The 22,688-nt window shown below is 65.5% G+C and carries 19 protein-coding genes and 1 tRNA gene; 8 read left to right on the top strand and 12 right to left on the bottom strand.

The features are described from left to right. Nucleotides 1-146: 146 nt before the first annotated feature. Complete coding sequence (locus NLR35_RS17980; protein ID WP_257167857.1) at nt 147-1,613, bottom strand: M48 family metalloprotease; 1,467 nt, start codon at nt 1,611-1,613, stop codon at nt 147-149. A gap of 49 nt (nt 1,614-1,662) precedes the next feature. Further along, nucleotides 1,663-2,502: a thermonuclease family protein gene (locus NLR35_RS17975; protein ID WP_374940828.1), complete on the bottom strand. Its 840-nt coding sequence runs from the start codon at nt 2,500-2,502 to the stop codon at nt 1,663-1,665. A gap of 193 nt (nt 2,503-2,695) precedes the next feature. Here NLR35_RS17975 and NLR35_RS17970 point away from each other — a divergent pair, with 193 nt between their 5' ends. From NLR35_RS17970 to NLR35_RS17960, 3 genes are all read left to right on the top strand, one after another. Further along, complete coding sequence (locus NLR35_RS17970; protein WP_257168022.1) at nt 2,696-3,880, top strand: ABC transporter substrate-binding protein; 1,185 nt, start codon at nt 2,696-2,698, stop codon at nt 3,878-3,880. A 189-nt stretch (nt 3,881-4,069) separates the two neighbouring features. Continuing rightward, a complete protein-coding gene (locus NLR35_RS17965; protein ID WP_257167856.1) occupies nt 4,070-4,864 on the top strand; it encodes an enoyl-CoA hydratase in 795 nt (264 codons plus the stop codon). 173 nt (nt 4,865-5,037) lie between these two features. After that, nucleotides 5,038-5,796 carry a hypothetical protein gene (locus NLR35_RS17960; RefSeq protein WP_257167855.1) on the top strand — a complete coding sequence of 253 codons (759 nt, stop codon included), beginning with the start codon at nt 5,038-5,040 and terminating at the stop codon, nt 5,794-5,796. 316 nt (nt 5,797-6,112) lie between these two features. On the opposite strand, the gene NLR35_RS17955 is transcribed toward NLR35_RS17960, so the two are convergent. The 3 genes from NLR35_RS17955 to NLR35_RS17945 all read right to left on the bottom strand — a co-directional run bounded on the left by NLR35_RS17955 (nt 6,113) and on the right by NLR35_RS17945 (nt 9,386). Further along, the gene (locus NLR35_RS17955) at nt 6,113-6,922 is read right to left on the bottom strand and encodes an enoyl-CoA hydratase/isomerase family protein (RefSeq protein ID WP_257167854.1); all 810 of its coding nucleotides are present in this window, start codon (nt 6,920-6,922) and stop codon (nt 6,113-6,115) included. A gap of 222 nt (nt 6,923-7,144) precedes the next feature. After that, entirely contained in the window at nt 7,145-8,302 is a 1,158-nt protein-coding gene (locus tag NLR35_RS17950) for an acyl-CoA dehydrogenase family protein (protein WP_257167853.1), read from the bottom strand. Between the two features lie 19 nt (nt 8,303-8,321). Then, the gene (locus tag NLR35_RS17945) at nt 8,322-9,386 is read right to left on the bottom strand and encodes an acyl-CoA dehydrogenase family protein (protein WP_257167852.1); all 1,065 of its coding nucleotides are present in this window, start codon (nt 9,384-9,386) and stop codon (nt 8,322-8,324) included. A gap of 246 nt (nt 9,387-9,632) precedes the next feature. Here NLR35_RS17945 and NLR35_RS17940 point away from each other — a divergent pair, with 246 nt between their 5' ends. Further along, nucleotides 9,633-10,415: an SDR family NAD(P)-dependent oxidoreductase gene (locus NLR35_RS17940; protein ID WP_257167851.1), complete on the top strand. Its 783-nt coding sequence runs from the start codon at nt 9,633-9,635 to the stop codon at nt 10,413-10,415. Nucleotides 10,416-10,683: 268 nt separating this feature from the next. Here NLR35_RS17940 and NLR35_RS17935 read toward each other — a convergent pair whose 3' ends face one another. The 3 genes from NLR35_RS17935 to NLR35_RS17925 all read right to left on the bottom strand — a co-directional run bounded on the left by NLR35_RS17935 (nt 10,684) and on the right by NLR35_RS17925 (nt 12,444). Continuing rightward, complete coding sequence (locus NLR35_RS17935) at nt 10,684-10,950, bottom strand: GlsB/YeaQ/YmgE family stress response membrane protein (RefSeq protein ID WP_006613680.1); 267 nt, start codon at nt 10,948-10,950, stop codon at nt 10,684-10,686. A gap of 27 nt (nt 10,951-10,977) precedes the next feature. Beyond that, nucleotides 10,978-11,571, bottom strand: coding sequence for a YidB family protein (locus NLR35_RS17930; RefSeq protein WP_257167850.1), 594 nt, complete (start codon nt 11,569-11,571; stop codon nt 10,978-10,980). 210 nt (nt 11,572-11,781) lie between these two features. Beyond that, the gene (locus NLR35_RS17925) at nt 11,782-12,444 is read right to left on the bottom strand and encodes a hypothetical protein (protein WP_257167849.1); all 663 of its coding nucleotides are present in this window, start codon (nt 12,442-12,444) and stop codon (nt 11,782-11,784) included. 409 nt (nt 12,445-12,853) lie between these two features. On the opposite strand from NLR35_RS17925, the gene NLR35_RS17920 reads away from it, so the two are divergent. Beyond that, the gene (locus tag NLR35_RS17920; RefSeq protein ID WP_257167848.1) at nt 12,854-14,974 is read left to right on the top strand and encodes an NAD(P)/FAD-dependent oxidoreductase; all 2,121 of its coding nucleotides are present in this window, start codon (nt 12,854-12,856) and stop codon (nt 14,972-14,974) included. Nucleotides 14,975-14,992: 18 nt separating this feature from the next. On the opposite strand, the gene NLR35_RS17915 is transcribed toward NLR35_RS17920, so the two are convergent. The 3 genes from NLR35_RS17915 to NLR35_RS17905 are packed head-to-tail and all read right to left on the bottom strand — an operon-like array spanning nt 14,993 to nt 17,500. Beyond that, on the bottom strand, nt 14,993-15,937 hold the full coding sequence (locus tag NLR35_RS17915; RefSeq protein ID WP_257167847.1) for a M28 family peptidase: 945 nt from the start codon (nt 15,935-15,937) through the stop codon (nt 14,993-14,995). 25 nt (nt 15,938-15,962) lie between these two features. Beyond that, complete coding sequence (locus NLR35_RS17910; protein WP_257167846.1) at nt 15,963-16,580, bottom strand: fused MFS/spermidine synthase; 618 nt, start codon at nt 16,578-16,580, stop codon at nt 15,963-15,965. Further along, on the bottom strand, nt 16,577-17,500 hold the full coding sequence (locus tag NLR35_RS17905) for a spermidine synthase (RefSeq protein WP_257167845.1): 924 nt from the start codon (nt 17,498-17,500) through the stop codon (nt 16,577-16,579). Before NLR35_RS17905 ends, NLR35_RS17910 begins: the two co-directional genes overlap by 4 nt. Nucleotides 17,501-17,824: 324 nt before the next feature. Between NLR35_RS17905 and NLR35_RS17900 the strand changes: the two genes are divergently transcribed. The 3 genes from NLR35_RS17900 (at nt 17,825) to NLR35_RS17890 (ending at nt 22,147) form a co-directional block, all read left to right on the top strand. Beyond that, on the top strand, nt 17,825-18,871 hold the full coding sequence (locus tag NLR35_RS17900; RefSeq protein ID WP_257167844.1) for an alpha/beta hydrolase: 1,047 nt from the start codon (nt 17,825-17,827) through the stop codon (nt 18,869-18,871). A gap of 111 nt (nt 18,872-18,982) precedes the next feature. After that, nucleotides 18,983-19,059 (top strand) — tRNA-Arg (locus NLR35_RS17895). A gap of 412 nt (nt 19,060-19,471) precedes the next feature. After that, on the top strand, nt 19,472-22,147 hold the full coding sequence (locus NLR35_RS17890; RefSeq protein ID WP_257167843.1) for a patatin-like phospholipase family protein: 2,676 nt from the start codon (nt 19,472-19,474) through the stop codon (nt 22,145-22,147). On the opposite strand, the gene NLR35_RS17885 is transcribed toward NLR35_RS17890, so the two are convergent. Next, the gene (locus NLR35_RS17885; RefSeq protein ID WP_257167842.1) at nt 22,101-22,664 is read right to left on the bottom strand and encodes a hypothetical protein; all 564 of its coding nucleotides are present in this window, start codon (nt 22,662-22,664) and stop codon (nt 22,101-22,103) included. The two genes, NLR35_RS17890 and NLR35_RS17885, sit on opposite strands and share 47 nt — an antisense overlap. Nucleotides 22,665-22,688: the final 24 nt, after the last annotated feature.

Below are 22,688 nucleotides of genomic sequence, written 5' to 3'. Positions count from 1 at the left end.
CGGCTGCCGCTCCAGCGTGCTCAGCAATGGAAACCGTGGCTATGGGTCCCGGCTCGAGGCCGGGACGACACCATCTTTGAGGTGGGGTCTACGCCATGCATCTCGTTGTCGGACGCGGCGCCTGATCGCGAGCGCTCCGAGGAGCCTCACTCCACCACGATCTTCACCCGGTCGCGCACCTTGACCTGGGCGCGGGCGTCGAGGCCGTTGAGGACGCGGAAACGCTCGATCGGGCGGTCGACGCCGGTCATGCGGTGGGCAAGGGATTCGACGGTGTCGCCGGGCTGCACGGTGATCACCTTGATGCGCAGCGGCCGTGCCGACTGGATCTCTTCCAGGCTGAGACGGCGGAACGAGTTGACGGCCTCACGGGCGTTGCGCTCGCTCTCCGTGGTCTTCTGGCGCGAGGCGAAGATGAACCGGTAGACGTCGCTGCCGACCCGCAGGGCATAGACCTTGAACTGCCAGGGATCGCCGGTGGCGGTGGTCGAGGCCGCCGGGAAGCCGTTGATCGTCAGCTCCTCGGTCGCCGACTTGTCGACATTCTCCATCCAGCCGGAATTGAGATAGTCGCCGAGCGTCTGCTGCGCCGGCACGCGCACCACGTCGAACCGCATCGCCTGGGCGCCGCCCTCGCGCACGCCGATCACGGCCTGGGCGGTGTTGTCGAGCGTGAAGTTTTCAGGCGCCTGGAAGGTGAAGCCAAGCTTCGGATGCAGGAAGCGCCGGCCGCGCACGAAGCCCTCGCTCGGGTCCTCGCCGTAGACGATGTTGTCGACCGCGGCGAGATAGGTCTCGCGATCGTGCTCCTTGGAGTCAGCAGAAACATATTGCTTGGCGATCGCGGCTGCGTTCTGCACCCGCTCCGGCGTCGCCGGATGCGACGACAGGAAGTCCTGTGCGCGCGGGTCGATCGCGACCTTGCCGGCCTTCAGCTCGGCATTGCGCTCCATCGAGGACAGGAAACGCGCCGCGCCGTAGGGGTCGAACTTGGCCTTGGCCGAGATCCCGACGCCGATGCCGTCGGCTTCGAACTCCTGGGTGCGCGAAAAGCTCGCCATCGTCAGCTTGGTCTTGGCCAGCGCCAGCGCCGTCAGGTCCGGATCGTTGCCCATGTCGGAAACGACGCGGGTGACGACCGCCGCCTGCCGCGCCTGGTCCTCGCGAATCGCGGCATGCCGCGCCAGCACATGCGCCATCTCGTGGCTCAGCACCGAGGACAATTCCGAGGTGTCGTTGGCAAGTGCGATCAGGCCGCGGGTCACGTAGAGCTGGCCGGTCGGAAGCGCGAACGCGTTGACCGCACCGGAGTTCAGGATCGTGACCTTGTAGCCCTGATCCGGCCGATCGGACGCCGCAACGAGCCGGTCGACGATCTTGCTGATCAGCCCTTCGAGCTGGGGATCCTCATAGGCACCGCCATAGGTTGCGAGAATGCGTTCATGCTCGCGATCGCTGGCCGGCGTGGTTTGAACCATCGCGGGCTTCGGTCGCGGCGTCGGCATCGGCGCCGTGGCCTGCTGCAGCTTGCCCATGTCGCTGCAGCCGCCCAGCGCCAGTCCGACGCACAGCAAAGCTGGTGCGATCCGCGAACAGCAGCCCACCATCGTCATGCGCGCTCGAACAGACAAGTTCACGTCGCTACTCACGTACCTTCGCGGATCAGTTGCCGCTCAAAATCTCGATCTGGGTGATCTGGCTCAGTTCCAGTCTCGGGCCCTGATGCGCTTCGACCCAACCGCGCACCTGAACCCGCCGATTCGCAAGTGATTTTGTCTCGATGCCGGCACCTTCCAATACCGCCACCATACGCTTTGGAATAGTCACCGCGAAGCCCCGTGTCCAGCTACGAGCGAAGTTCAGATAAGTTGTTGTCCCCGTCTGTCGTACGGACAACACCTTCCCTTCGACAACCGTAAATAGCCCTACGCGAGCCAAAATATCGTCTGGACTTTCCGCGTTTTTTATGACGGTCGCAATCTTCCAGAGCCCGCGCTGCGCCGTGCGCGCCTCAGCCTCCGCCGTCCCGAGGCTGAGGGAGCAGTCGCGGTCCTGAACGTCGATCCCGCGCAGGGCGGCGCCCTGCCGCAGCAACTCGTTTTGGGCCGGCTGGTCGGCGCCGGCGATGAAGGCGAACGCGCGCTGCCGGCCGTAACGGTCGGGGGCATCATCGTCGCCGCGCAGCACGATGTCGCGGTCCCGCAACAGCGCGCCGAGCGCGTCCATCGCCGCCGCGCGCTGCTCCGGCGGCGGGACCTCGATGCCGGCGAGCCGGATCTCCCGGCCGTCGCTGAGGCGCACGCTGCGCGCATCGACGATGTCGCTGACATGCCCGTCGCCGAGCTCCGCAAACGCGCAAGGGGCGGCATGGCTCGGCGTCGCCGCGACGACCACAGTGGTCGACGCGGCGACGACCATCGTGGTCGACGCCGCGCCGACCGTTGCACTCAGCAATGCGCCGGCGAGCCTTCGTCTGCAGTCGATGATGCGTGCACGCCCCATGCTGCATCATCGCACGAAATTTACGTTCCACTGAGCGGAAAACAGCGGCATCCGACTGCTTTGTTAGGCGCTTGCCGCATGCCTGGGCGTGCGTCATGATGCGAACTATCAACGAGGCCGTTGCCATGTAGCGACGTGCCCGGCAGGGAGGACATCGATGAGCGGATCCATTCGCGGCGCGGCGTCACTGGTCATGCTGGCGTCGGCGCTGACGCTGTCAGCCGGCGTGGCGCATGCGCAGAGCAAGCCGCCGCTGAAGATCGGCGGCATCCTCGACATGTCGAGCCTCTACGCCGACATCACCGGCCCCGGCAGCGAGGCCGCAGCGAAGATGGCGGTGGAGGATTTCGGCGGCGAGGTGCTCGGGCGCAAGATCGAGGTGATCGCGGCCGATCATCTCAACAAGGCCGATCTCGCCGCAAACATCGCACGCGACATGCTCGACAACCAGGGCGTCGAGATGATCTGGGACGTCGCGGCCTCCGCCACGGCGCTGGCCGCCGGCGAGATCGCCAAGGCGCGCAACAAGATCATCATCTTCAACGGTCCGGGCTCGGTGCGTCTCTCCAACGAGGCCTGCGGCCCGTACACCGTGCACTACGTGTTCGACACCTTCGCGCAGGCCAATGTCACCGGGCTCGCGGCGGTGAAATCGGGGCTCGACAGCTGGTTCTTCCTCACCGCCGACTACGCATTCGGCCAGGACCTGGAGAAGGACACCAGCGCGGTCGTGGTGAAGTCCGGCGGCAAGGTGCTCGGCAGCGTGCGCCATCCGCTCAACACCTCCGACTTCTCCTCCTTCCTGCTGCAGGCCCAGGCGTCCAAAGCCAAGGTGATCGGGCTGGCCAATGCCGGCGGCGACACCATCAACGCGATCAAGCAGGCGGCCGAATTCGGCGTCGCCAAGGGCGGCCAGAAGCTGTCGCCGCTGCTCGCCTTCGTCTCCGACATCGACAGCGTCGGGCTGGACACCGCGCAGGGGCTGCTGGTGGCGGAAGCGTTCTACTGGGATCTCAACGACGACACCCGCGCCTTCACCAAGCGCTTCATGGAGCGCACCAAGCGCGTGCCGACCTCGGCGCAGGCCGGCGTGTACTCGTCGGTGACGCACTATCTCAAGGCAGTGAAGGCTGCGGGCACCACCGATCCGGACGCCGTCATGAAACTGATGCGGTCGACCCCGATCAACGACATGTTCGCCAAGGGCGGGCGCATCCGCGAGGACGGCCGCATGGTGCACGACATGTATCTGTTCGAGGTCAAGAAGCCGTCGGAATCCAAGGGCAAGTCCGACGACTACAAGCTGCTCGCGACCGTGCCCGGCAACGAGGCCTTCCAGTCCCTGGAGCTGTCGCGCTGCCCGCTGGTGAAGAAGTGACGGCCGAAAGAGCCGTTGCTGCTACATTCCATGCGGGCTCATCCACAACGTCCGTCGTTCCGGGGCAACGCGCAGCGTTGAACCCGGAACCTCGAGCTGAGTCCCTCATCCCGGGAGTCCGGGTTCGACGCCGCCGCGTCGCCCCGGAATGACGGGAGCATCATTCACAACGACATGGGAGCGCCGGCCATGACCACCAACACCACCGTCCTGCAGCACCTCGACTCCGGCCTGCTCACCATCACGATGAACCGCCCGGAGCGGCGCAACGCGCTCAACAGCGACTTGACCAAGGGCCTGGTCGAGGCGGCGCAGCGCGCGGCCAATGATCCGGAGGTACGCGCCGTGCTGCTGAAGGGCGCGGGCGGCACGTTCTGCGTCGGCGGCGACGTCAAGGCGATGGCGGAGGTCAAGACCGCGCCGTCGTTCGAGACCAAGGTGACCACGTTGCGCGAGCGCATGGAGGTGTCGCGGCTGCTGCACCAGATGCAGAAGCCCGTGGTGGCGCAGATCGACGGCGCCGCGGCCGGCGCAGGCCTCTCGATCGCGCTCGCCTGCGATCTCCGCGTTGCCGGCGAGTCCGCCAAGATCACGACGGCCTTTGCCAAGGTGGGATTGTCCGGTGATTTCGGCGGCACCTATTTCCTCACCCAGTTGCTCGGCAGCGCCAAGGCGCGCGAGCTCTATCTGACCTCGCCGATCCTGAGCGCGAAGGAGGCGCTGGCGCTGGGCATGGTGACGAGGGTGGTGCCCGATGCCGAAGTCGAGGCCGCCGCGCGCGAGCTGGCGATGTCGTTGGCGCAGGGCCCGAGCGTCACGCTCGGTTACATCAAGCGCAACATCAACAATGCCGAGACGATGACTCTGGAAGCCTGCTTCGACGCCGAGGCGATGCATCACTCGCGCTGCAGCGAGACCGAGGATCACAAGGAGGCGGCGAGAGCCTTTGTCGAGAAGCGCGCGCCGGTGTTTCAGGGGCGCTAGCTCCGTGCTCTCCGTCATTGCGAGCGCAGCGAAGCAATCCGGGGTGATCGCCTGAGCTCTGGATTGCTTCCGCCTTCGCCTTTTAGGCTACGGCGGACACGTCGCTGCGCTCGCAACGACGACGGTAAGGCCGATGGCTTGCGTCGCGAGGTGGGACTTCGAAGAGGATCGCCATGCCCTATCTCCACCTGCGCCAGATCTGCCTCGTCGCGCGCAGCCTCGAGCCCGTCGTCTCCGACATCGCGGCGATCATGGTGCTCGAGGTCTGCTACCGCGATCCGCATGTCGGCAAATACGGATTGGAGAATGCGCTGCTGCCGGTCGGGCCGATTCTACTCGAAGTGATCGCGCCGACCCGCGAAGGCACCGCGGCGGGACGCTTCCTCGACAAGTCGGCCGGCCGCGGCGGCTACATGGCGATCTTCTCCTGCGACGATCCCGACGGCCGCGCCGCCCGTGCCAATGCCATGGGCGTGCGCACCGCCAATGTGATCGATCATCCGCCCTATCACGGCGTCCAACTGCATCCGCGCGACTGCCGCGCGGCGTTCATCGAGTTCAATCACACCGACGGCAGCGACGACGTGCTCGGGCCGTATCCGCCGGCCGGGCCGGACTGGACGCGGGCAATCCGCGGCGACGTCACGAGTGCGCTGACCGAAATCGTGCTGCAGAGCCCCGATCCCGCATCGCTCGCAGCGCATTGGGGACGAATTCTGGATGTGGCGCCGTCGACTGACGGCAAAGGTGTTCGGCTGAATCTGCCGAACGCGGAGATACGCATCGAAGCCGGCGAGCGTGAGCTGATGAGCGGCTTGGCTTTTCGTGTGACGGATGTGGAGCGCGTCACGGACGCCGCTCGGGCGCACGGCTATGCCGTGTCGCGCGGCGGCTTCGAAATCGGGGGTGTGACGTTTACACCGGTCACGTGAGTTGTGAGTTCGTGTTGATTTCGTCGCTGTGGATTTGCGATGCCCGTCCGATGGACCGCTAGTGGGCTGCGTATGTGCCATGCCCCTCGCCCGGATTGCATCTTCGATGCAATCCGACCTCTCCCCGCAAAGGGCGGGGAGAGGTTGCAGCGCCCGCGCCGCGCAAGGTTGCCCCAATGATCGCCATATCGCTGCCAGCGCAAAGCGAGCCATAGCCGCGCGGCCGGTGCGCTCCCTCTCCCCGTCCTTACGGGGAGAGGGTTGGGGTGAGGGGCAGCCGCCCGGGAAGTGTGTGTCGTGAGACCGCGCAATCCGTTCACCGTCCCTTGAAGTTGGCGAAGCGGCGTTCTTCCGTGGCCTTCACGCCTTCCTTGAAATCCTCGGTCGCGCGCAGCCGTGTCTGCTCCGCGAGCTCATGCTCGGTGGCGGCCATGACGCGGTCGGCGAGGTTGGCGCGCATCGTGGCGCGGGTCGAGAGCAGGCCGAGCGGCGAGCATTCGGCGATCTCGGCGGCGAGCTTCATCGCGGCCGTGCGCACCTGGTCCTGCGGCACGCATTCATTGGCGAGGCCCATTTTGTAGGCCTCCTCGCCGGTGACGCGGCGGCTGGTGTAGAACATCAGCTCGGCGTTGTTCTTGCCGACCAGCTCCGGCAATGTCACCGTCAGTCCGAAGCCCGGATGGAAGCCGAGCTTGGTGAAGTTGGCCGAGAAGCGCGCCTCCGGGCAGGTGACGCGGAAATCGGCCGACACCGCAAGGCCCAGTCCGCCGCCGACGGCTGCGCCATGCACGGCGGCGACGACAGGCTTCTTGCAACGGAAGATCCGCACCGCCTGCATATAGAGATGGTTGATCGCCCCGAGGCTGTCGGCGGGATCGCCTTTGGCCTCGGCCGCGTCCTGCGCCTGGCGTGCGGGATCGGTGAAGTTTGCGCCCGCGCAGAACGCCTTGCCCTGCGCAGCGAGCACGGACGCGCGAATCTCGATGTCGCGATCGAATCCTTCCAGCGCATCCGCGATCTGGTTGATCAGCGAAATATCGAAGAAGTTGAGCGGCGGCCGCCGGATCTCGATCAGGCCGATATGGCCATGAATCTCGACGCCGATGTCAGGGAACGCTGTGCCCATGATTGTTATCTCCAATGAACGGGAAACCTTCGGCTGGCTCGATGCACCCTCTCCCCTTGTGGGAGAGGGTGCCGAGCGAAGCGAGGCGGGTGAGGGGTCTCTCTCCGCGAGCACGGCTGGCGGAGAGAGACCCCTCACCCGTCTCGCGTTCGCTTCGCTCACGCGATCCACCCTCTCCCACAAGGGGAGAGGGTGCACCGAGCGAGCAGCGTTAGCATTCAATCACCGCAACCCCAGCCCGCGCGCGATGATGCCGCGCAGCACTTCCGTCGTGCCGCCCTGGATCGTCAGCTTCGGCGCGGTGCGGATGGCGAAGGTCAGCTGGTTCTCCAGCGTCTCGCGATTGCCGGCGTCCTCCTCGACGAAGGCGGCGAGGTCGCGCACGCGATGCGGCAGCTGCTGCTCCCACACCGTGCCGACATCCTTGACGATCGAGGCCTCGACCACCGGCTCCTTGCCGGCGTGCAGCATGCCGGCGACCGACACCGACATGCGCCGCATCGCATGGAGCTGCGCCACCAGCCGTCCGATGCCCTCGGCGCTGCGCGTATCGGGATCTGGGCCGACGGCGCGCACCAGCTCGGTCAGCACGTAGTAGGTTTCCAGGAAGCGCTCCGGTCCGGAGCGCTCATAGGCGAGCTCGGAGGTCGCCTGCTTCCAGGCGCCGTCGATCTCGCCGAGCTGATGATCGTCCGGCACGAAGGCGTCGGTGAAGACGACCTCGTTGAACTCCTTCTGGCCGGTGATCTGGCCGATCGGATTCACCTTGATCCCCGGCGACTTCATGTTCACCAGGAACTGCGTCAGCCCATGGCGCCGGTTCTCCTTGGTCGACGGCGAGGTGCGGAAGATCGCAATCATGTAGTCGGCCATGTGCGCCGACGTCGTCCAGATCTTCGAGCCGTTGATCAGCCAGCCGCCATCGGTCTTGGTCGCCCGCGTCTTGGCGGCGAACAGGTCGGAGCCGGAGTTCGGCTCGCTCATGCCGATCGCGAAGCACAGCTCGCCGCGGCAGATGCGCGGCAGGATGTCCATCTTGATGTGCTCGGGCGCGTAGCGCAGCAGGATCGGCCCGCTCTGGCGGTCGGCGACGAAGAAGCGCCGCACGGGCGCGTTGGCGACGCGCATCTCCTCGGTCACGACGTAACGCTCGAGGAAGGTGCGCTCATGGCCGCCGTATTTTTTCGGCCAGGTCATGCCGATCCAGCCGCGTTCGCCGACGCGCCGCGAGAACTCGCGCGCATCGGCATCCTCGCGCAGCGGCTGATAGGGATTGAACGTGCCGGCGGCAATCTCCTCGGCGAGGAATGCGCGCACCTCCTTGCGCAACTCCTCGCATTCCCCGGGCAGGCGGATCGGATCGAAACGAAGGGCAGTCATGCGGCAATCCTCTCCCGTCTCAGCGTGAGGCGACCAGCGGCCACAGCTCGTCGGCGCCGCGGGCGGCGACGCGCTGGCCGAGCGCCACGGCCCAATGGCTTTCGGAGCCGAAATCATCGCGCCAGGCCAGCGCGCGCAATGCGAAGCGATGCAGGATGTGCTCCGTGGTGAAGCCGATTGCGCCGTGAACCTGGTGCGCGATCGCCGCCCCCTTTTCGGCGGCTTCAGCACAGCGGATCTTGGCGGCCGCGGCCTCGAGAAAGATGGCGTCGTCGAACACGTCCGTGCGCGCGATCGCATCGGCCGCGGATGTCGCGGCGGCGCTGGCCGCGGCGCTCTCGCCGGCGAGCTTTGCGAGATTGTGCTGCACCGCCTGAAACTTGCCGATCGGCTTCTCGAACGCGATGCGCTCGCCGGCATAGCGGACGCTGATCTCGAGCAACTGATCCAGCGCGCCCGCGATCTGCAGGCCGCGCACGACGCCTCCCATCAGCATCAGGCGGTCCTGATCGAAGCCGGCCGGCGCGCGCTTGATCGTGACGGGCGCGACCTTGTCGAAGGTGACGGTGTCGCTGGGATCGTTGGCGAGCGACAGACCCGCATCGATGCGCAGCCCGGCTGCCTCGACCAAGGCGATCGAGACGCCGTCCCCGCCGTCAGCGACGACCGCGATATGGCTGGCGCTCTTCGCAAACGGCACGCCGCGTACGCGGCCCGACAGAGTGCCGTCGGCGTTGAGGGTGATCCTGTCCTTTGGACGCGCCGGCGCGATCGTCATCGCACCCTCGGGCGAGGCGATCCCGCCCTGCTGCAACAGCCAGCCGGCCAGCAGCGTTTCCGCGAGCGGGACCGGCAATGCGAAGCGGCCGGCGGAATTGATCACGGCAAAGCCGTCGGCGAGATCGGTGCCGGCGCCGCCGAGCTCCTCGGCGACCCAGGCCAGCGGCAGCCCGGCCTCGCTCAGCGCCTGCCACAGCGGCGCAGCCCAGCGCCCGTCCTTGTCGTGATTGATGGTCTGCGGGTCGGCGAGATCGGCGAAGATCTTCTCCGCGGTCGCAACCACGATGTTCTCAGCGTCCGCCACGGCGTTCCTCGTCCTGATCGTTCTGCCTCGCGCGCCGCGGCTGCGCGGCGCGCCGGATGTTTGCCGGGCATGATGAGCGTATGCGCGGGCGGTGACAAGCGCCGGCGTCGCAACGCCATGTTCATCCGCCGCATGGGGCGCAACGATTTCCGCGCTGCGGAGATTGGCGCGGCGGCCGCGCGCCCGATTTGCAGGCTGCGCGAACTTGGCTAAGAAGATCGCGAGGTGACAACAGGGAGAGCCGGAATGCCGACCAAGGGTCTGAGCGCGATCGTCACAGGTTCGGCGTCCGGCCTGGGAGCCGCGACCGCGCTGCTGCTGGCCAAGGCCGGCATGCGCATCGTCGTCAACTACGCCAACAGCAAGAGCGAGGCCGAGCAGACCGCCGACCTCTGCCGCAAGGAAGGCGTCGAGGTGATCGTCGTGCAGGGCGACGTGTCGCGCGACAAGGACTGCAAGACGATCGTCGCGGCCGCCGCGTCGTGGGGCCGGCTGGATGTGCTGGTCAACAATGCCGGCACCACCAAGCACGTGCCGCACGACCAGCTCGACGGCCTCTCGGCCGAGGACTTCCAGCGCATCTACGCGGTCAACACCATCGGTCCGTTCCAGATGATCCGCGCCGCGCGGCCGCTGCTCGAAGCCGCCGCCAAGGAAGCCATGCGCGCCTCGGCCGTCGTCAACGTCTCGTCGGTGGCCGGCATCAGCGGCGTCGGCTCGTCGATCGCCTATGCCGCGAGCAAGGGCGCGCTCAACACCATGACCTTGTCGCTGTCGCGCGCGCTCGCGCCCGCGATTCGCGTCAACACCGTGTGCCCCGGCTATATCGATACGCCCTGGTTCACCAAGGGCCGTGGCGAGGCCGGGGCCAAGCAGGTGCGCGATGCCGTGGTGGCCCGGGTGCCGCTGCGCACGGCCTCATCGGCGGATGACATCGCGCAGCTCGTCGCCTTCCTCGCCAGCCCCGCATCGGGGCAGATGACCGGCGAGGTCGTTCGCATGGATGCGGGCATGCATCTGTTGGGCTGAGATCGCGCTCGCTTCGGTCATGCGGTGACGCAATCCGGACCTTTCACTTGGCCCTGGATTGCTTCGCTGCGCTCGCAATGACAGTGAAAGCCGAGGGTCAGCCGGGGTGAGCGGCGGTCCTAGGTGCGCAGTGCTGCAATGTCTCTGCGGCGACGGTGTGAGTTGTGCTTCGATTCTCCATCTGCGTCATTGCGAGCGCAGCGAAGCAATCCAGGGCCCCACAAGGACTCGGGATTGCTGCGCCTGTCATGACTGATGTCGGCGTTACCTACCGATTGAAGTCGCGGATGGTGCCGCTGGCCACCAGCCTGTTCCAGATGAACAGCACGACCACCGCGCCGATCGTCGCGGTGATGAAGCCGGCGCCCTGGTTGGGGCCATAATGGCCAATCGCCTGTCCGACAGCGGTAGCGAGGAAAGCGCCGACGATGCCGAGCACGGTGGTCAGGATGAAGCCGGACGGATTGTTAGGTCCCGGCGACAGCAGCCGCGCCAGCAGGCCGGCAACGAAGCCAACGATCAAAATGTAAATCATGCGATCATCCTTGCCTGAAGGCCGGCTTCAGATTCGACCCGACAGCTCGTGCTCGGTCGGCACCCGGCCGTCCGGCGTCAGCTGATCGATCACCTTCGGCAGATATTGGCTGAGGCCGTTGAGCAGCTCCTCGCGCGACAGGCCGCTTTGCGCGGTGAGCTGATCGAGCTGGTCGGCGCCCAGCGCATTGGCGAGATCGCCGGGAGAGATCGGCTTGTTCTCGCCGGGGCTGACCCACGAATTGGCGGTGTCGCCATGGCCCTTGTCCTGGAACTGGCGGAGGAGATCACCAAGTCCGCCGGACAGCACGCTGCCGGCGGCGCCGCCTGCGAGCAGCCCGCCGAGGCCGCCGGCGAGGATGTTGCCGAGACCTCCACCAAGACCTCCGCCCAGCGCGCCGCCGAGCGGTCCGCCCTGTGGCGCCGGCTGCGGCGGCGGAACCGGCGTCGGCGCTGCGTTCGGCTGCTGGTTGCCTTGCGAGAAGTGCTTGACGGCTTTCCACGCGAGCAGCGCGAGGATCGCCATCGTCATCGGCGACATGCCGCCGTTTTTATCGGTGGTCGGATGAGAGGGCCCGTGCGGGCCGTTCTGCATGCCGTTGAGGATATCGAGTAGACCCATGTGACTGCCTCCTGCGCCCCACGCGGACAAAGCTATGGCCTCGCATAGGACGTGACAAGCGGCGGGCAGTCGCAAGCCGCACATGCGAGTGACGCCGCGCTGCACCGCTCGGCGCAGCACGTTCTGGCATCATCAGGATGACGGCGGGATGAACGGGCGTCGCGGGCCTTGCCGGCGCACGCCGTCCGGGTCAGTGCAGCTCAGTGCAGCCTAGTTCTTGGCGTCGGCCCGCTTCGGCGACTTCGCGGCCGGTGCCGTCGCGGTCTGGCTCGGGCCGGTGAACATCCGCTTCAGCTCGTCGAGTTTTTCGGACAGGACGGGAAAGTTGCACGAGAAGGAATCGCGGCGGCCGCCATCCTTGGCGCATTGCGCCGCCTTGATGCGCGCCCGCGTCTCGGCCGTGGCGGCCGGAGGCGTCTGGCCGGGCTGCGCTGCGACTGCCGGCGGCTTGCTCGGGCGCGGCAGCGGCGGCGGAGCCGGCATGGCCGGCTTCGGCGGCTCGATCGCGGCGCGCGCCGTCATCTCCTTGAGCGTCGGTGACTGCAGCCCCTGCGGCTGCGCCCGCGGCATCATCGCCGAGCTCATATTGGCGTGCCGTTGGCGTTCGAGATATTGCGTGTATTGCTGGTCGATGAACTTCTGCTCTTCCGGCGTCGGGTTGGGCCCGGCGATGTCGAAGCTGCGGTCCTGCATGAAATCGTAATAGACGTAGCCGCCGCCGACCTTCCGCCTGCCGGCAAATTTGGCGTTACACTGCGCCATCGCCGCGGTCTTCTCTTCCTTGGTGGCCGACTTCTCGGCCGCGTCAGCGCATTCCTCGAAATCGGACGGGGAGCGGCTCCACCACTCGGCATGCGCGCGTTGAGGTTGCATGGCGGGCAGGCAGGTGATTGCTGCAAAGACCAATACTGGCAGGTGGGGTCGGTACACGAACGGCAATCCTCAGCGTCTCCTCGCCTCAGATGACTGCAGATTGTCGCCATTTTGCGGCGATGTGTGACTCCAATGCTGCGTAAATTGCGAATTTCTTCTTTGTTTGTCGTGTTTCAGTGATCCCCGCGCCACAGTCTGGCCGTGCCTGATGGGCGAAACCGGATGAAACACCCCTCAGCTGTGGCATCCGTGCGATACGCGGCATGATTTTACCATTTTTTTCCCGCCGTAGTTGACGAATCTAATCTTGACGATGGAAAGATTATGGTTGACCCGCGGCCGGTTCCAGCTTACGTCAATATCTTGACGATGGAAAGATTGGCGCCGTGGGCGCGATGCGGAGGCTGTCATGAGAGTGTTCCTCACGGTGAAGCTAGCGCTGCTTCCCTTTGTCGTCTTCTGGGCGCTGCTCGCGTGGAACCAGCCGGCCTGGGCGGTGTGGTCCGCCTTGGCGATCGCGCTCGCCGGCAATCTCTGGCGCGCCTCCCGCGGCGAGCTCGCGCTGCTCGAGGCCGGCGGCCTCGCGCTGTTCGTGCTGCTGGCGATCGCCAACGACGTCGCGCCGAACTGGACGATGGCCAATGCGCTGTGGCTGTCCTTTGCGGCGCTCGGCCTGGTCAGCTTCGCCTCCCTCTCTGTCGGCAGGCCGTGGACCTCGGATTATTCCCGCGCCAGCTATGCCGACAACGCCGCGACGCCGCAGTTCCATCTGATCAACATGCTGATGACCGGGCTGTGGGGCGTCCTGTTCATCGTGCTCGGACTGTGCCGCTGGGCCGGCGTCTCGTCCTGGATCACGACGGCCATCGTCGTCGCCGGCGCGCTGATCTCGATTTTCGGTCCGCGTGTCGCGATCCGCCAGGCTCTGCAGCGCATGCGGGAGTCGCGCGAGGAGTTTCATTGGCCGGCGCCGGCCTTCGCCGCCACCGATGGCGTGGATTGCGATGTCGCGGTGATCGGCGCCGGAATCGGCGGTCTCACCGCGGCAGCCCTGCTCGCCGACGCCGGGCTGAAAGTGAAGGTGTTCGATCATCACGTCGTGCCCGGCGGCTTCTGCCACAGCTATCTGCGCAAGGCGCATCACGACAACAAGCCGGTGCTCTATCGCTTCGACGCCGGCCCGCATGATTTCTCCGGCGTCTGGCCCGGCGGCCCGGTCGAGAGCGTGCTGCGCCGGCTCGGGGTCGCGGACCGCATTCAATGGAAGCGTGTCACCCACTCCTACCGTCTGGCCGGCCGCCGCATCGACGTGCCCGAGGACTGGCGCGCCTATGTCCGTCAGCTCTGCGACATGTTTCCCGCCAGCGCAGACGGCCTGACCCGGCTGTTCGACACCATCCACGCCATCTTCGAGAGCATGTATGCGACCGGCCGCGGCCGCAGCGGCATCCCCGGCATGCCCGAATCGATCGAGGAGATGCTGGCCTTTCCGCGCAAGCATCCGCAGGCCTTCCGCTGGATGAACCGCCCGTTCGACGAGCTGGTCGCAGCCCATGTCTCCGATCCCGAGCTGATCGCCACGCTCAATGCGCTCGCGGGCTATCTCGGAGACGGCAGCGATAAGCTCAGCTGCGCGCAGATGGTCCCGATCTTCGGCTATTATTTCAAGGGCGGCTTCTATCCGGTCGGCGGCTCCGGCCACCTCGCGGACGTGCTGACGGAGGCGATCACCGCCCGGGGCGGCGAGGTGCAGCTGAAGTCCAAGGTCACGCGCATCCTGGTCGAGCAGGGCCGCGCCACGGGCGTCGTGCTCGGCAACGGCCGCATTGTCCGCGCGCAGGCGGTGGTGTCGAATGCCGATCTCGGGCGGACCTTCACCCAGCTCCTGACGCCCGACGATCTGCCGGCCACCTTCCGCGAGCGCGCCATCGCGCCGGCCAACTCCTGCTTCTCGGTCCATCTCGGACTGGATGTCGTCCCGGACATCGCGCCCGCGACCCATCTCGACACGCCGATGGGCATCGGCCTCGCGGTCATGTCCAAGCTCGATCCATCGGCGGCGCCGGAGGGGCATGCGACGATGACCATCATCACCCTCGTTTCGCACGACCAGGCCAAAAGCTGGTTCTCGGGAGAAGAGGGCGGTGACGACTGGAAGGCTTGGCGCCGTTCGAAGGACTACGAAACCCGCAAGCAGCAGCTCGGCGATGCGATGATCGCGGCCGCCGAAACCATCATTCCCGGCCTGTCGCAGCACATCGTCTACCGCACCGATGCCAGCCCGGTGACGTATGCCCGCTACGACCTCGCCAGCGCCGGCTCGATCTACGGCGTGGCCCGCACAGGCCGGCTGAAGGGCGCCAAGGCGCCGCTGCGTAATCTCGTCATCGCCGGCGGCGGCAATGCCGGCGCAGGCGTCGAGGCCGTGGTGATCTCGGGGGCGGAGGCCGCGGAGGCGCTGGTGCCCGGGCTGCTGTCGCGCCGGCCAGCGCCTCTCGAACGGCCGCAGCCCGAACTGGCCGTCGCGTGAGCAGGAGCGGCGCGCCGCTCACGGCGTGTAGAGATAGCGCAGCAGCGTGCGGCCGACGGTTTCCAGGCTCTGCGCCGAGCACTGCTCGATCGTGTCCTGGGTGGTGTTGAAATAGGGCTCGTAGTCGAAGTCGATGACCAGGAAGCTCGGAATGCCCGCCTGCATCAGCGCGGTATGGTCGTCGCTGATCGGATAGGCGGTCGGCTCCGGCGAGAACGCCTGCGGCGCGATCTGGCTGCCGATGCCCCAGAACTTCTTCACCTCGGGCAGCGCCGAATGCAACGACGACGGCTCCGGCTGCAGCTTGAGGTCCTTGTCGCAGACCATGTCGAAATCGACCGCCTTTTCCGGCTTCTGGACCGGATAATAGGTCTTCAGGTTGGCTGCGAAATGCGGCGAGCCCAGCGCGCGCCAGGTCGGATCGCCGGCGCCGAGCGATTTCGGTCCCTCCTCGCCGTCGAAGAAGATGAAGTCGATGCCGATGTTCGGCTTTGGTGACACCGACAGCACGCGCGCGGTCTCCAGCAACAGCGCCACGGCCGAGGCGGAGTTGTTGGCACCCGGCATCGGCGCGTCCGGCGATTTCGGATCGCGATAGGCCTTGATGATGCTGTCGTAATGCGTGGCGACGATGATGCGGCGCGGGTTCTGCACCTGGAAGCGGGCGATGATGTTGGTGAGCGGGATCGCCTTGCCGTCGTCGCCCTTGGCGGCGAAGCTCTGCGTCAGCACGGCCTCGGCCGCGCTCTTGGCCATCGCCGCCTTGATGTAGTCGATGGTTTTCTGGTGACCCGGCTCGCCCATCGACCGCGGGGTGAATTTCAGGAGATCGGCGATGTGGCCAAGCGCGCGCTGGCCGTCCCACAGCTCGATCTGGGCGTCCTCCGCCTGCGCGGGCAGCGACGTCAGCAGCAACGCGGCCGTTGCCGCAGTCGCGGCGAGGCGGGGCCAGAACTCGGTCATTCGCAAAGCTCTTCGATGATGAAACTCAGGACGTCTTCTTGCCGAACGGAATGAACAGGATGCCGGCGCAGCCGGCCAGCGCGACCGCGAAATAATAGGTGATCGCGCGCGAGCCGATGGTGGGGATCAGCGTGAAGGTCGTAACCAGCGTGCCGACCACGTTGCCGATGGTGGAGACGCCATACACCAGGCCCGCGACGCGGCCGGCCTCGCCGGCCGAGCGCGTCAACAGGCTTACCGCGATCGGCGAGAACGTGCCGAGAAGCGTCAGCGGGACCAGCAAAAGCGCGGTCGCGGCCATCAGCGTTGCCATCGGCCCGTCGCCGATGGTGTCGAGGATGTCGGCCATGACGACGTCGGCGGTTGCGGGCACCAGCGCCATATAGGCGGCGGCGATCAGGATCATGGTGCCGATGGTGCGCGTCGAAGGCCTGCGGTCGACGATGGCGCTGCCGGCGAAATAGCCGATCGCGAGCGCGCACAGCACGGTCGAGATCAGGCTCGCCCAGGCGCCGATGCCGCTGCCGAAATACGGGTTGAGATAGCGGCTGCCGAGCATCTCGAAGCCCATCAGCACGCAGCCGACGAGAAACGAGCAGATGTAGATCGCCAGCACACCCGCGCGGGAAACCTGCTCGCTCATGGCAGCTTCTTGTTGTGGCGCTCGATGCTCTTCAGCGCTTCCACCGGCGCGAAGTCATCGGTGAGAATCTTGGCCTTGGCGTCGATCACCTGACCGTTGTCGATGTCGATGCGCTTGCGCTGCGCCAGCATGTCGGCGAGCTTGTAGCGGAAGCCGAACTCCTTGTCGCGCTCCTGCGCGATTGCGGCGAGATCCTCGGCCTTCCGCTCGTCGCCGGGATAAGCGACCATGACGATGTTGCCGCCGGCCTCGTAGAAATCGACCTGCGGGAACACGCTGTGAATGGTCTTCACCGCGGCGTCGAACAGCATGGTGGAGGGCTCGACGTTCTGCGCCACCACGCCGCCTTCGGCGAGATGATCCTTGACCAGCTGGTAGAATTCCTTGGTCAGGAGGTGGAACGGCACGAACGGACCACGATAGGCATCGATCAGGACGATGTCGTAGCGGTCCTTGGATTCCTGCACGAACAGCCGTCCGTCGCGGTTGGCGACGTGGAAGTTCGGCTCCTCCTTGATCCCGAAATATTTCTTGGCGAACTCCAGCACCGTCGGGTCGAGCTCGACCGACGTCACCTGCACCTTGGGCAGGAAGCGATGCAGATACCAGGCGGTGCGGCCGCCGCCGAAGCCGATCTCCAGGATCGAGCTGACGGTCTTGGCGTACATCACGCTCGTGGTCATGAAGCGGGTATAGTCGACCGGCAGATCGAGCTCGTCGCGGGTATTGTAGACGCTCTCGGTATAGATGCGCCGGTTATGCCCGAACGTCATGCTGCGGTAAGGCGCCTGCTCATAAACATAGATGTTGTTGTAGAGCGACTCCTTGGACTCCAGCAGATGCCGGGTGTCCTGCGCCTGTGCGGCGGCAATGGAGAGGAGACCTGCGAGCGCGCCTGAAATGACCGACCGGATGAGCATCGACTTGTCTGTTTCCCTCGGCTGGAGAATGGAGCGGGCGCGCCCGGCTCGGTGGCTCCGTGGCTTGGGACGGCTGTCCCCGGTCACGAGCTGCCAGTCACGAGCTGCGCTCAGGCACGACCAATACGGCGATCCCGAGGCCGGTTCCGCATCGGCGCCGTTCTCTTAGACCATCGGCTGCCTGCCGGATAGTCAAACCGCCCCCGCCAACGGGGCTGTGATCGGCTGCCGGACCGGCCGCAGCCGATCCCGGCTGCCATTCCGGAGCCTCTTGTCGTTCCGGGAAGGCTGGCTCTTCCCTCGAATCAGGTCCAAGGAGGCCGGATGATGTCGTCGAAATGGGCGCTGACGGCCTTGTTGGGCGTTCTGCTGTTCGCCGCCGCGGCGCTCGGCAGCATTGTCGTTGCGCAGGACGAGACGGCAGCAAACCGGCCGGTTGCGGTCGTCGCCGAGCAACGCCTGGCGGTCGGCGACCGCGGCGTTCTGCCGCTTTACGCGTCCCGGCCATGGACCGTAGAGATGCCCGACATCACGCGGGCTGTGCTCGTGCTGCATGGCCGCCTGCGTAACGCCAACGTCTATTTCGAGACAGCCAAGAAGGCCCAGGCCGCCGCCGGCCCGCTGGGCGCGGCGACGCTGCTGATCGTGCCGCAATTTCTCGCCCAGGCCGATATCGAACCGCATCATCTGCCCGACGATATCCTGCGCTGGCAATTGACCGGCTGGCAGGCTGGCGATGCCGCGCTCGGGCCGCGGCCCGTGAGCTCGTTCGAGGCGCTGGATGCGATCCTGGCGCACCTCGCCAACCGGGCGCTGTTCCCGGCCTTGGCCGAAGTCGTGATCGCAGGTCATTCCGGCGGCGGGCAGATGGTGCAGCGCTACGCCATCGCGGGCCGCGGCGAGGCCGCGCTGGCCGAGCGGCGGGTTTCAGTGCGCTATGTCGTCGCCAATCCCTCCTCTTACGCCTATTTCTCCGCCAGCCGGCCGGAGCCCGCGATTGCTGCGGCTTGCCCGGGATATGACGATTGGAAATACGGCATGGCGAAGCGCCCGGCCTATCTGGCGGATGCCACGCCGGCCCAGCTCGAAACAACCTATGTCAGCCGGCGCGTGATCTATCTGCTCGGCACGCGCGATACCGATCCGGACCATCCGGCCCTGGACAAGACCTGCATGGCGAAGGCGCAGGGAGCATCGCGCCATGCCCGCGGACACGCCTATGCGGCGGCGATGGCCGCGCGCCCCGGTGGCACTCCGCGCCACCAGCTGTGGGATGTCGTCGGCGTCGGCCATAACGGCAACAAGATGCTGACCTCGCCCTGCGGGCTGAAGGCGCTGTTCGATATGCCGGGCTGCGAGGCAAGCCATTGATGTGACGAAGCTGTGTGGGCGGTCTCGTGCCGGGCGGAGGTTAGAGGCTTCCGATCACCGGCCGGGTCTGCTATGGAGGCGGCGAAGCAGATGCACGTCGGTGCAGGCTCCGGTCCCGTAGCTCAGCTGGATAGAGCGGCGGTTTCCTAAACCGTAGGTCGCATGTTCGAGTCATGCCGGGATCGCCAACTGCCGCTGTCCAGATGCTGTCGATCGTTAGCCTCCTTCCGTAAGAGAGCAGGTCGGGCGCCATCGCTCCTGTCGAATGGCAGCTTTCGTCGTTGGTCTTGCGCTGCGGAAGCACGATCGGCATGCCTGTGAAAGGCGCTTACCGAGATCGTTGGTAGCGCCCCGCGCATCATCCTCGTTTTGATTGAAGCGCACGATCTCGCGTGATAGCTTCAACTTTTATCATTGGGTCGCCGTCATTGGGTCGCGTCATATCCGGCGTGTGTCAGATCGAAATTTCCCATGAGCGATTTTCCTGGTGCCTCCGCAAAGTCCCATGGCCGCTCCAGGAAGGGGACGCCAGAAGAGCGGCATGAGCAAGCCGTCCTACGATGGGAGAAGCGGAAGCTTGCGAAAGCCCACGCGCGTCGCTTGGGGCAGGGCGAGAGCGACGACTGGAAGGGCATCGGTCTTTCGGGGGGCGGCATCCGCTCCGCAACCTTCAGTCTCGGTGCGCTTCAGGCGCTGGTCGCTCACGGGCTGCTTGCCAAGTTCGACTACATCTCGACCGTCTCGGGTGGCGGCTATATCGGCTCCTCCCTGCAATGGTGGTGGAGCGAGGCTCGGGCGAAAGAAGCTGCGGCTGTCGCGCAGGAAGCCCGCGACGCAGCGCAGGCAGCAGGGGGAGTGCCGCCCAGCGATTCCGCGCAGGCTCGAGCCGTGAACGGCACGACGGTCGACAACGGGCCAAGAGTCTATGGCGTGGACCGTGACAATTTTCCCTATGGTTGCGATCATCTGTCCAATCTGAATCAGTCGGACAGTCATGATCAGAAACGCAATCTCGCTTTCCTGCGCAACCACGGCAACTACCTGATCTCGGGTGAAGGCATCACCGCCTTGTCGGGCATCTACGTCGTTCTCAGGACGTTGCTCATCAGCCTGATCGTCTGGCTGCCATTGATCTTCCTTCTGTTCCTCATCGTTCAGTTCATCAACCTCCTGCTCACATCGGTCATCGAGCAAGTCTTCCCGGCGCTCGACCGGCCGTTGCCCGGATTTCCGGAGTCATGGTTCACGTGGACCTGCAATTCCACCAGGGCGCAATGCCCGTTTGCGCTGCCTCCGCTTTATACGCTGGCATTGGTGATCTATGCGGTTGGGGTCCTGTTCTTCGTATTCATGTCGTTGCTGTTCGCTCTCCTGACGCGCGTTCCCAGTGAAGTCGGCCAAGGCCGCAAGGTCAGCACGGCTGCCCTGCTACCCGCCTTGGCGGGCGGCGCGATGATCATCGTACCGATCTTGCTCTATTGGCGTCTGATCAGCTTCACCACGCTCGCGGTCATCGTCGCGTCGAGCCTGTTCGGCATCGTGCTGATTGCTCGATTCGTCTTCGAATATTTCTTTCGCGGCTCCTCCGTCACGGCGAGCTATTGGTGGCGGCGAACGCTCGAGGAATGGTTCGGTCTCATCTTCGCGATCGGCCTCGCCGTGCTGGTCGCCGGCTCATTACCCGTGCTGCCATTTTTTCTCGCTCAGAAGATCACCGCTTCGGACAGTCCTTCGATCATATTCACCGCTTTCTTCACGGTCCTGAGCGGCGCGGCATCCGCGCTCTATGGCTACTATTCCTTCGTCAAGAAGATCGATGAGACGATCGCGGCGCGCGTGTTCGTTCCGCTCGGGGCCGCCATCTTCCTGTATGGCACGCTGACGTTCGGCTATATCGGATCCGTCTTCGTCTTCGACGTCTTCTCGCAGAAGAACTCGCCGCTTCTCCCGGGCAACCTTGCATCCTACAAGGCTCTGATCGCCTATGCGTCGACGGTTTTCATCATCGTCGGTGTCGTCCTGAGCATTCGCGCCAACGTGAATCAGATCGGCCTGCATCGCTTCTATCGCGACCGTCTCATGGAAGCATTTCTGCCATCGACGCTCGCTGTGCAAATCGGCCGGGCGAGCTATTCACCAGTGGCCGACAGACTGAATCTCGTCAGCCTCCGATCGTCGTATTCGCCGGCTGCCCGCAACGGCTCTCCGGTTCCGTATCCCCTCATCAACGCCTTCGCCCGGATCGTCAGGGACCAGGACCCCAAGATCGTCAATCGGGGCGGGGTCAATTTCATTCTGTCTCCCTTCTATATCGGCTCGCGCTCGACCAGCTGGGAAGACACTGCGTCCTACACGGATGAGGACCGGTACGGTCCGCTGACGCTGGCGACGGCGATGGCGGCGTCGGGGGCGGCGGTCAATTCCAATGCCGGCTACATCGGCACCGGCTTCACCCGCAATCGTCTGGTCTCCGCCATCATGACGATCCTGAACATGCGGCTCGGCATCTGGGTCGGCAATCCCTGGCGCAAGGGCAAACGGCGCAGCCAGCCCGCCTATTGGAGCCCGACCCTGACGGCTGGTCTCCTCGGATACGGTCGTGCGCGGACCGGCGCCTTCATCGAGATCTCAGACGGTGGGAATTTCGAGAATCTCGGCCTGTACGAGCTCGTGCGGCGCAAGCTGGGGATCATCGTCCTGATCGACGGCGAGGCTGATGCGACCATTGCGCTGCCCGCATTGGTGTCGGCTGCGGTCAGGATCAAGGAAGATTTCAAGGCAACCTTGACCTTTGAACCCGCCGCCGGGGTCGATCGCCTGCTGCCGGTCGACAAGGAGGTCGGCTATCCCGCCGGCGCACACTTTGCCAAATCTCCCTATGTCGTCGGACGCGTCCGCTATGAGGACGATTCGCCAGACAGCATCGTGATCTATCTGAAGGCGACATTGATCCGGGATCTCGACTTTACGACCGCAGGCTATCGCGCTGGTAGTCCCGATTTCCCGCACGAGACAACCCTGGATCAGTTCTTCGACCCGAGCCAGTTCGAAGCGTATCGAGATCTCGGCTTTCGCAGCGCGTCCATCATGATCAAGGAATTGGGGCTCACAGGCTCCGGATCCAATCGATTTCCGAGCCGGGATGAGCTGTGGGGCAGCTATTCAAACCCTGACGCCGCCAAGCCTGACGCCGCCAAGCCTGATGCCACGAAGCCTGATGCCACGAAGCCTAGTGCAAAGACAGCAGCAGGCTCGCCATCACCACCATCAGAATGATTGCGGCGAGCGCGCCGAGCGCGAGGCGGAGCCTGTCACCGGCCCCCGCGATGAGCTTCGTCATCGTGATCATCGAGGCGAGGGCCGCGAACAGCAGCGCAACGCCCGCCTCAGCGGCACTACGGCCAATCTTAGCGACGGTCTCGACAGTGTCGCGCAGGCCCTCGTAGACGTGGAGATCCTTGCTGATGCAGAACAGGATGAGTGTGACGATCCACGTCGCAATCAGCCGCTTGGCAATGGCATCTCGCCCAGTTTTAGGGGCGGCGCGTGCGACCAGCAGCGACAGCCCGTAGAGCAAGGCAACCGGCACCACGCCGACGATCCAGTATTCGACATCATCGATATGCACGCGGCCGCCGGTGGCGATCGACTTCGCGATCACGAACAGCGCGCAGGCGGCAACTACCAGGCCGGTCTGAAGGATCGCGGGCCCCAATGAGGGAAGATTTCTCCGACCTCCGTCCTCCTTCAGATCAGGCCGGCCTTCCGCCGTCATGGTCAGTCCATCCGTCATGGCCGCAAGCCTTGACCTCGTTTG

The organism is Bradyrhizobium sp. SRS-191 (assembly GCF_024586915.1).
GTDB lineage: Bacteria > Pseudomonadota > Alphaproteobacteria > Rhizobiales > Xanthobacteraceae > Bradyrhizobium.
Note: the sequence above shows the minus strand (reverse complement) of the source record. Positions and strands in the feature narration are given on the sequence as shown.

Bases quoted from the DNA above. Each gene is read 5' to 3' on its own strand.
- NLR35_RS17905 (WP_257167845.1), bottom strand. From the start codon at position 17,500: ATGCTCATCCGGTCGGTCATTTCAGGCGCGCTCGCAGGTCTCCTCTCC.
- NLR35_RS17970 (WP_257168022.1), top strand. From the start codon at position 2,696: ATGCTGGCGTCGGCGCTGACGCTGTCAGCCGGCGTGGCGCATGCGCAG.
- NLR35_RS17935 (WP_006613680.1), bottom strand. From the start codon at position 10,950: ATGATTTACATTTTGATCGTTGGCTTCGTTGCCGGCCTGCTGGCGCGG.
- NLR35_RS17915 (WP_257167847.1), bottom strand. From the start codon at position 15,937: ATGACCGAGTTCTGGCCCCGCCTCGCCGCGACTGCGGCAACGGCCGCG.
- NLR35_RS17885 (WP_257167842.1), bottom strand. From the start codon at position 22,664: ATGACGGATGGACTGACCATGACGGCGGAAGGCCGGCCTGATCTGAAG.
- NLR35_RS17960 (WP_257167855.1), top strand. From the start codon at position 5,038: ATGCCCTATCTCCACCTGCGCCAGATCTGCCTCGTCGCGCGCAGCCTC.
- NLR35_RS17955 (WP_257167854.1), bottom strand. From the start codon at position 6,922: ATGGGCACAGCGTTCCCTGACATCGGCGTCGAGATTCATGGCCATATC.
- NLR35_RS17930 (WP_257167850.1), bottom strand. From the start codon at position 11,571: ATGGGTCTACTCGATATCCTCAACGGCATGCAGAACGGCCCGCACGGG.
- NLR35_RS17965 (WP_257167856.1), top strand. From the start codon at position 4,070: ATGACCACCAACACCACCGTCCTGCAGCACCTCGACTCCGGCCTGCTC.
- NLR35_RS17900 (WP_257167844.1), top strand. From the start codon at position 17,825: ATGATGTCGTCGAAATGGGCGCTGACGGCCTTGTTGGGCGTTCTGCTG.
- NLR35_RS17950 (WP_257167853.1), bottom strand. From the start codon at position 8,302: ATGACTGCCCTTCGTTTCGATCCGATCCGCCTGCCCGGGGAATGCGAG.
- NLR35_RS17910 (WP_257167846.1), bottom strand. From the start codon at position 16,580: ATGAGCGAGCAGGTTTCCCGCGCGGGTGTGCTGGCGATCTACATCTGC.
- NLR35_RS17920 (WP_257167848.1), top strand. From the start codon at position 12,854: ATGAGAGTGTTCCTCACGGTGAAGCTAGCGCTGCTTCCCTTTGTCGTC.
- NLR35_RS17925 (WP_257167849.1), bottom strand. From the start codon at position 12,444: ATGCAACCTCAACGCGCGCATGCCGAGTGGTGGAGCCGCTCCCCGTCC.
- NLR35_RS17975 (WP_374940828.1), bottom strand. From the start codon at position 2,502: ATGGGGCGTGCACGCATCATCGACTGCAGACGAAGGCTCGCCGGCGCA.
- NLR35_RS17980 (WP_257167857.1), bottom strand. From the start codon at position 1,613: ATGACGATGGTGGGCTGCTGTTCGCGGATCGCACCAGCTTTGCTGTGC.
- NLR35_RS17940 (WP_257167851.1), top strand. From the start codon at position 9,633: ATGCCGACCAAGGGTCTGAGCGCGATCGTCACAGGTTCGGCGTCCGGC.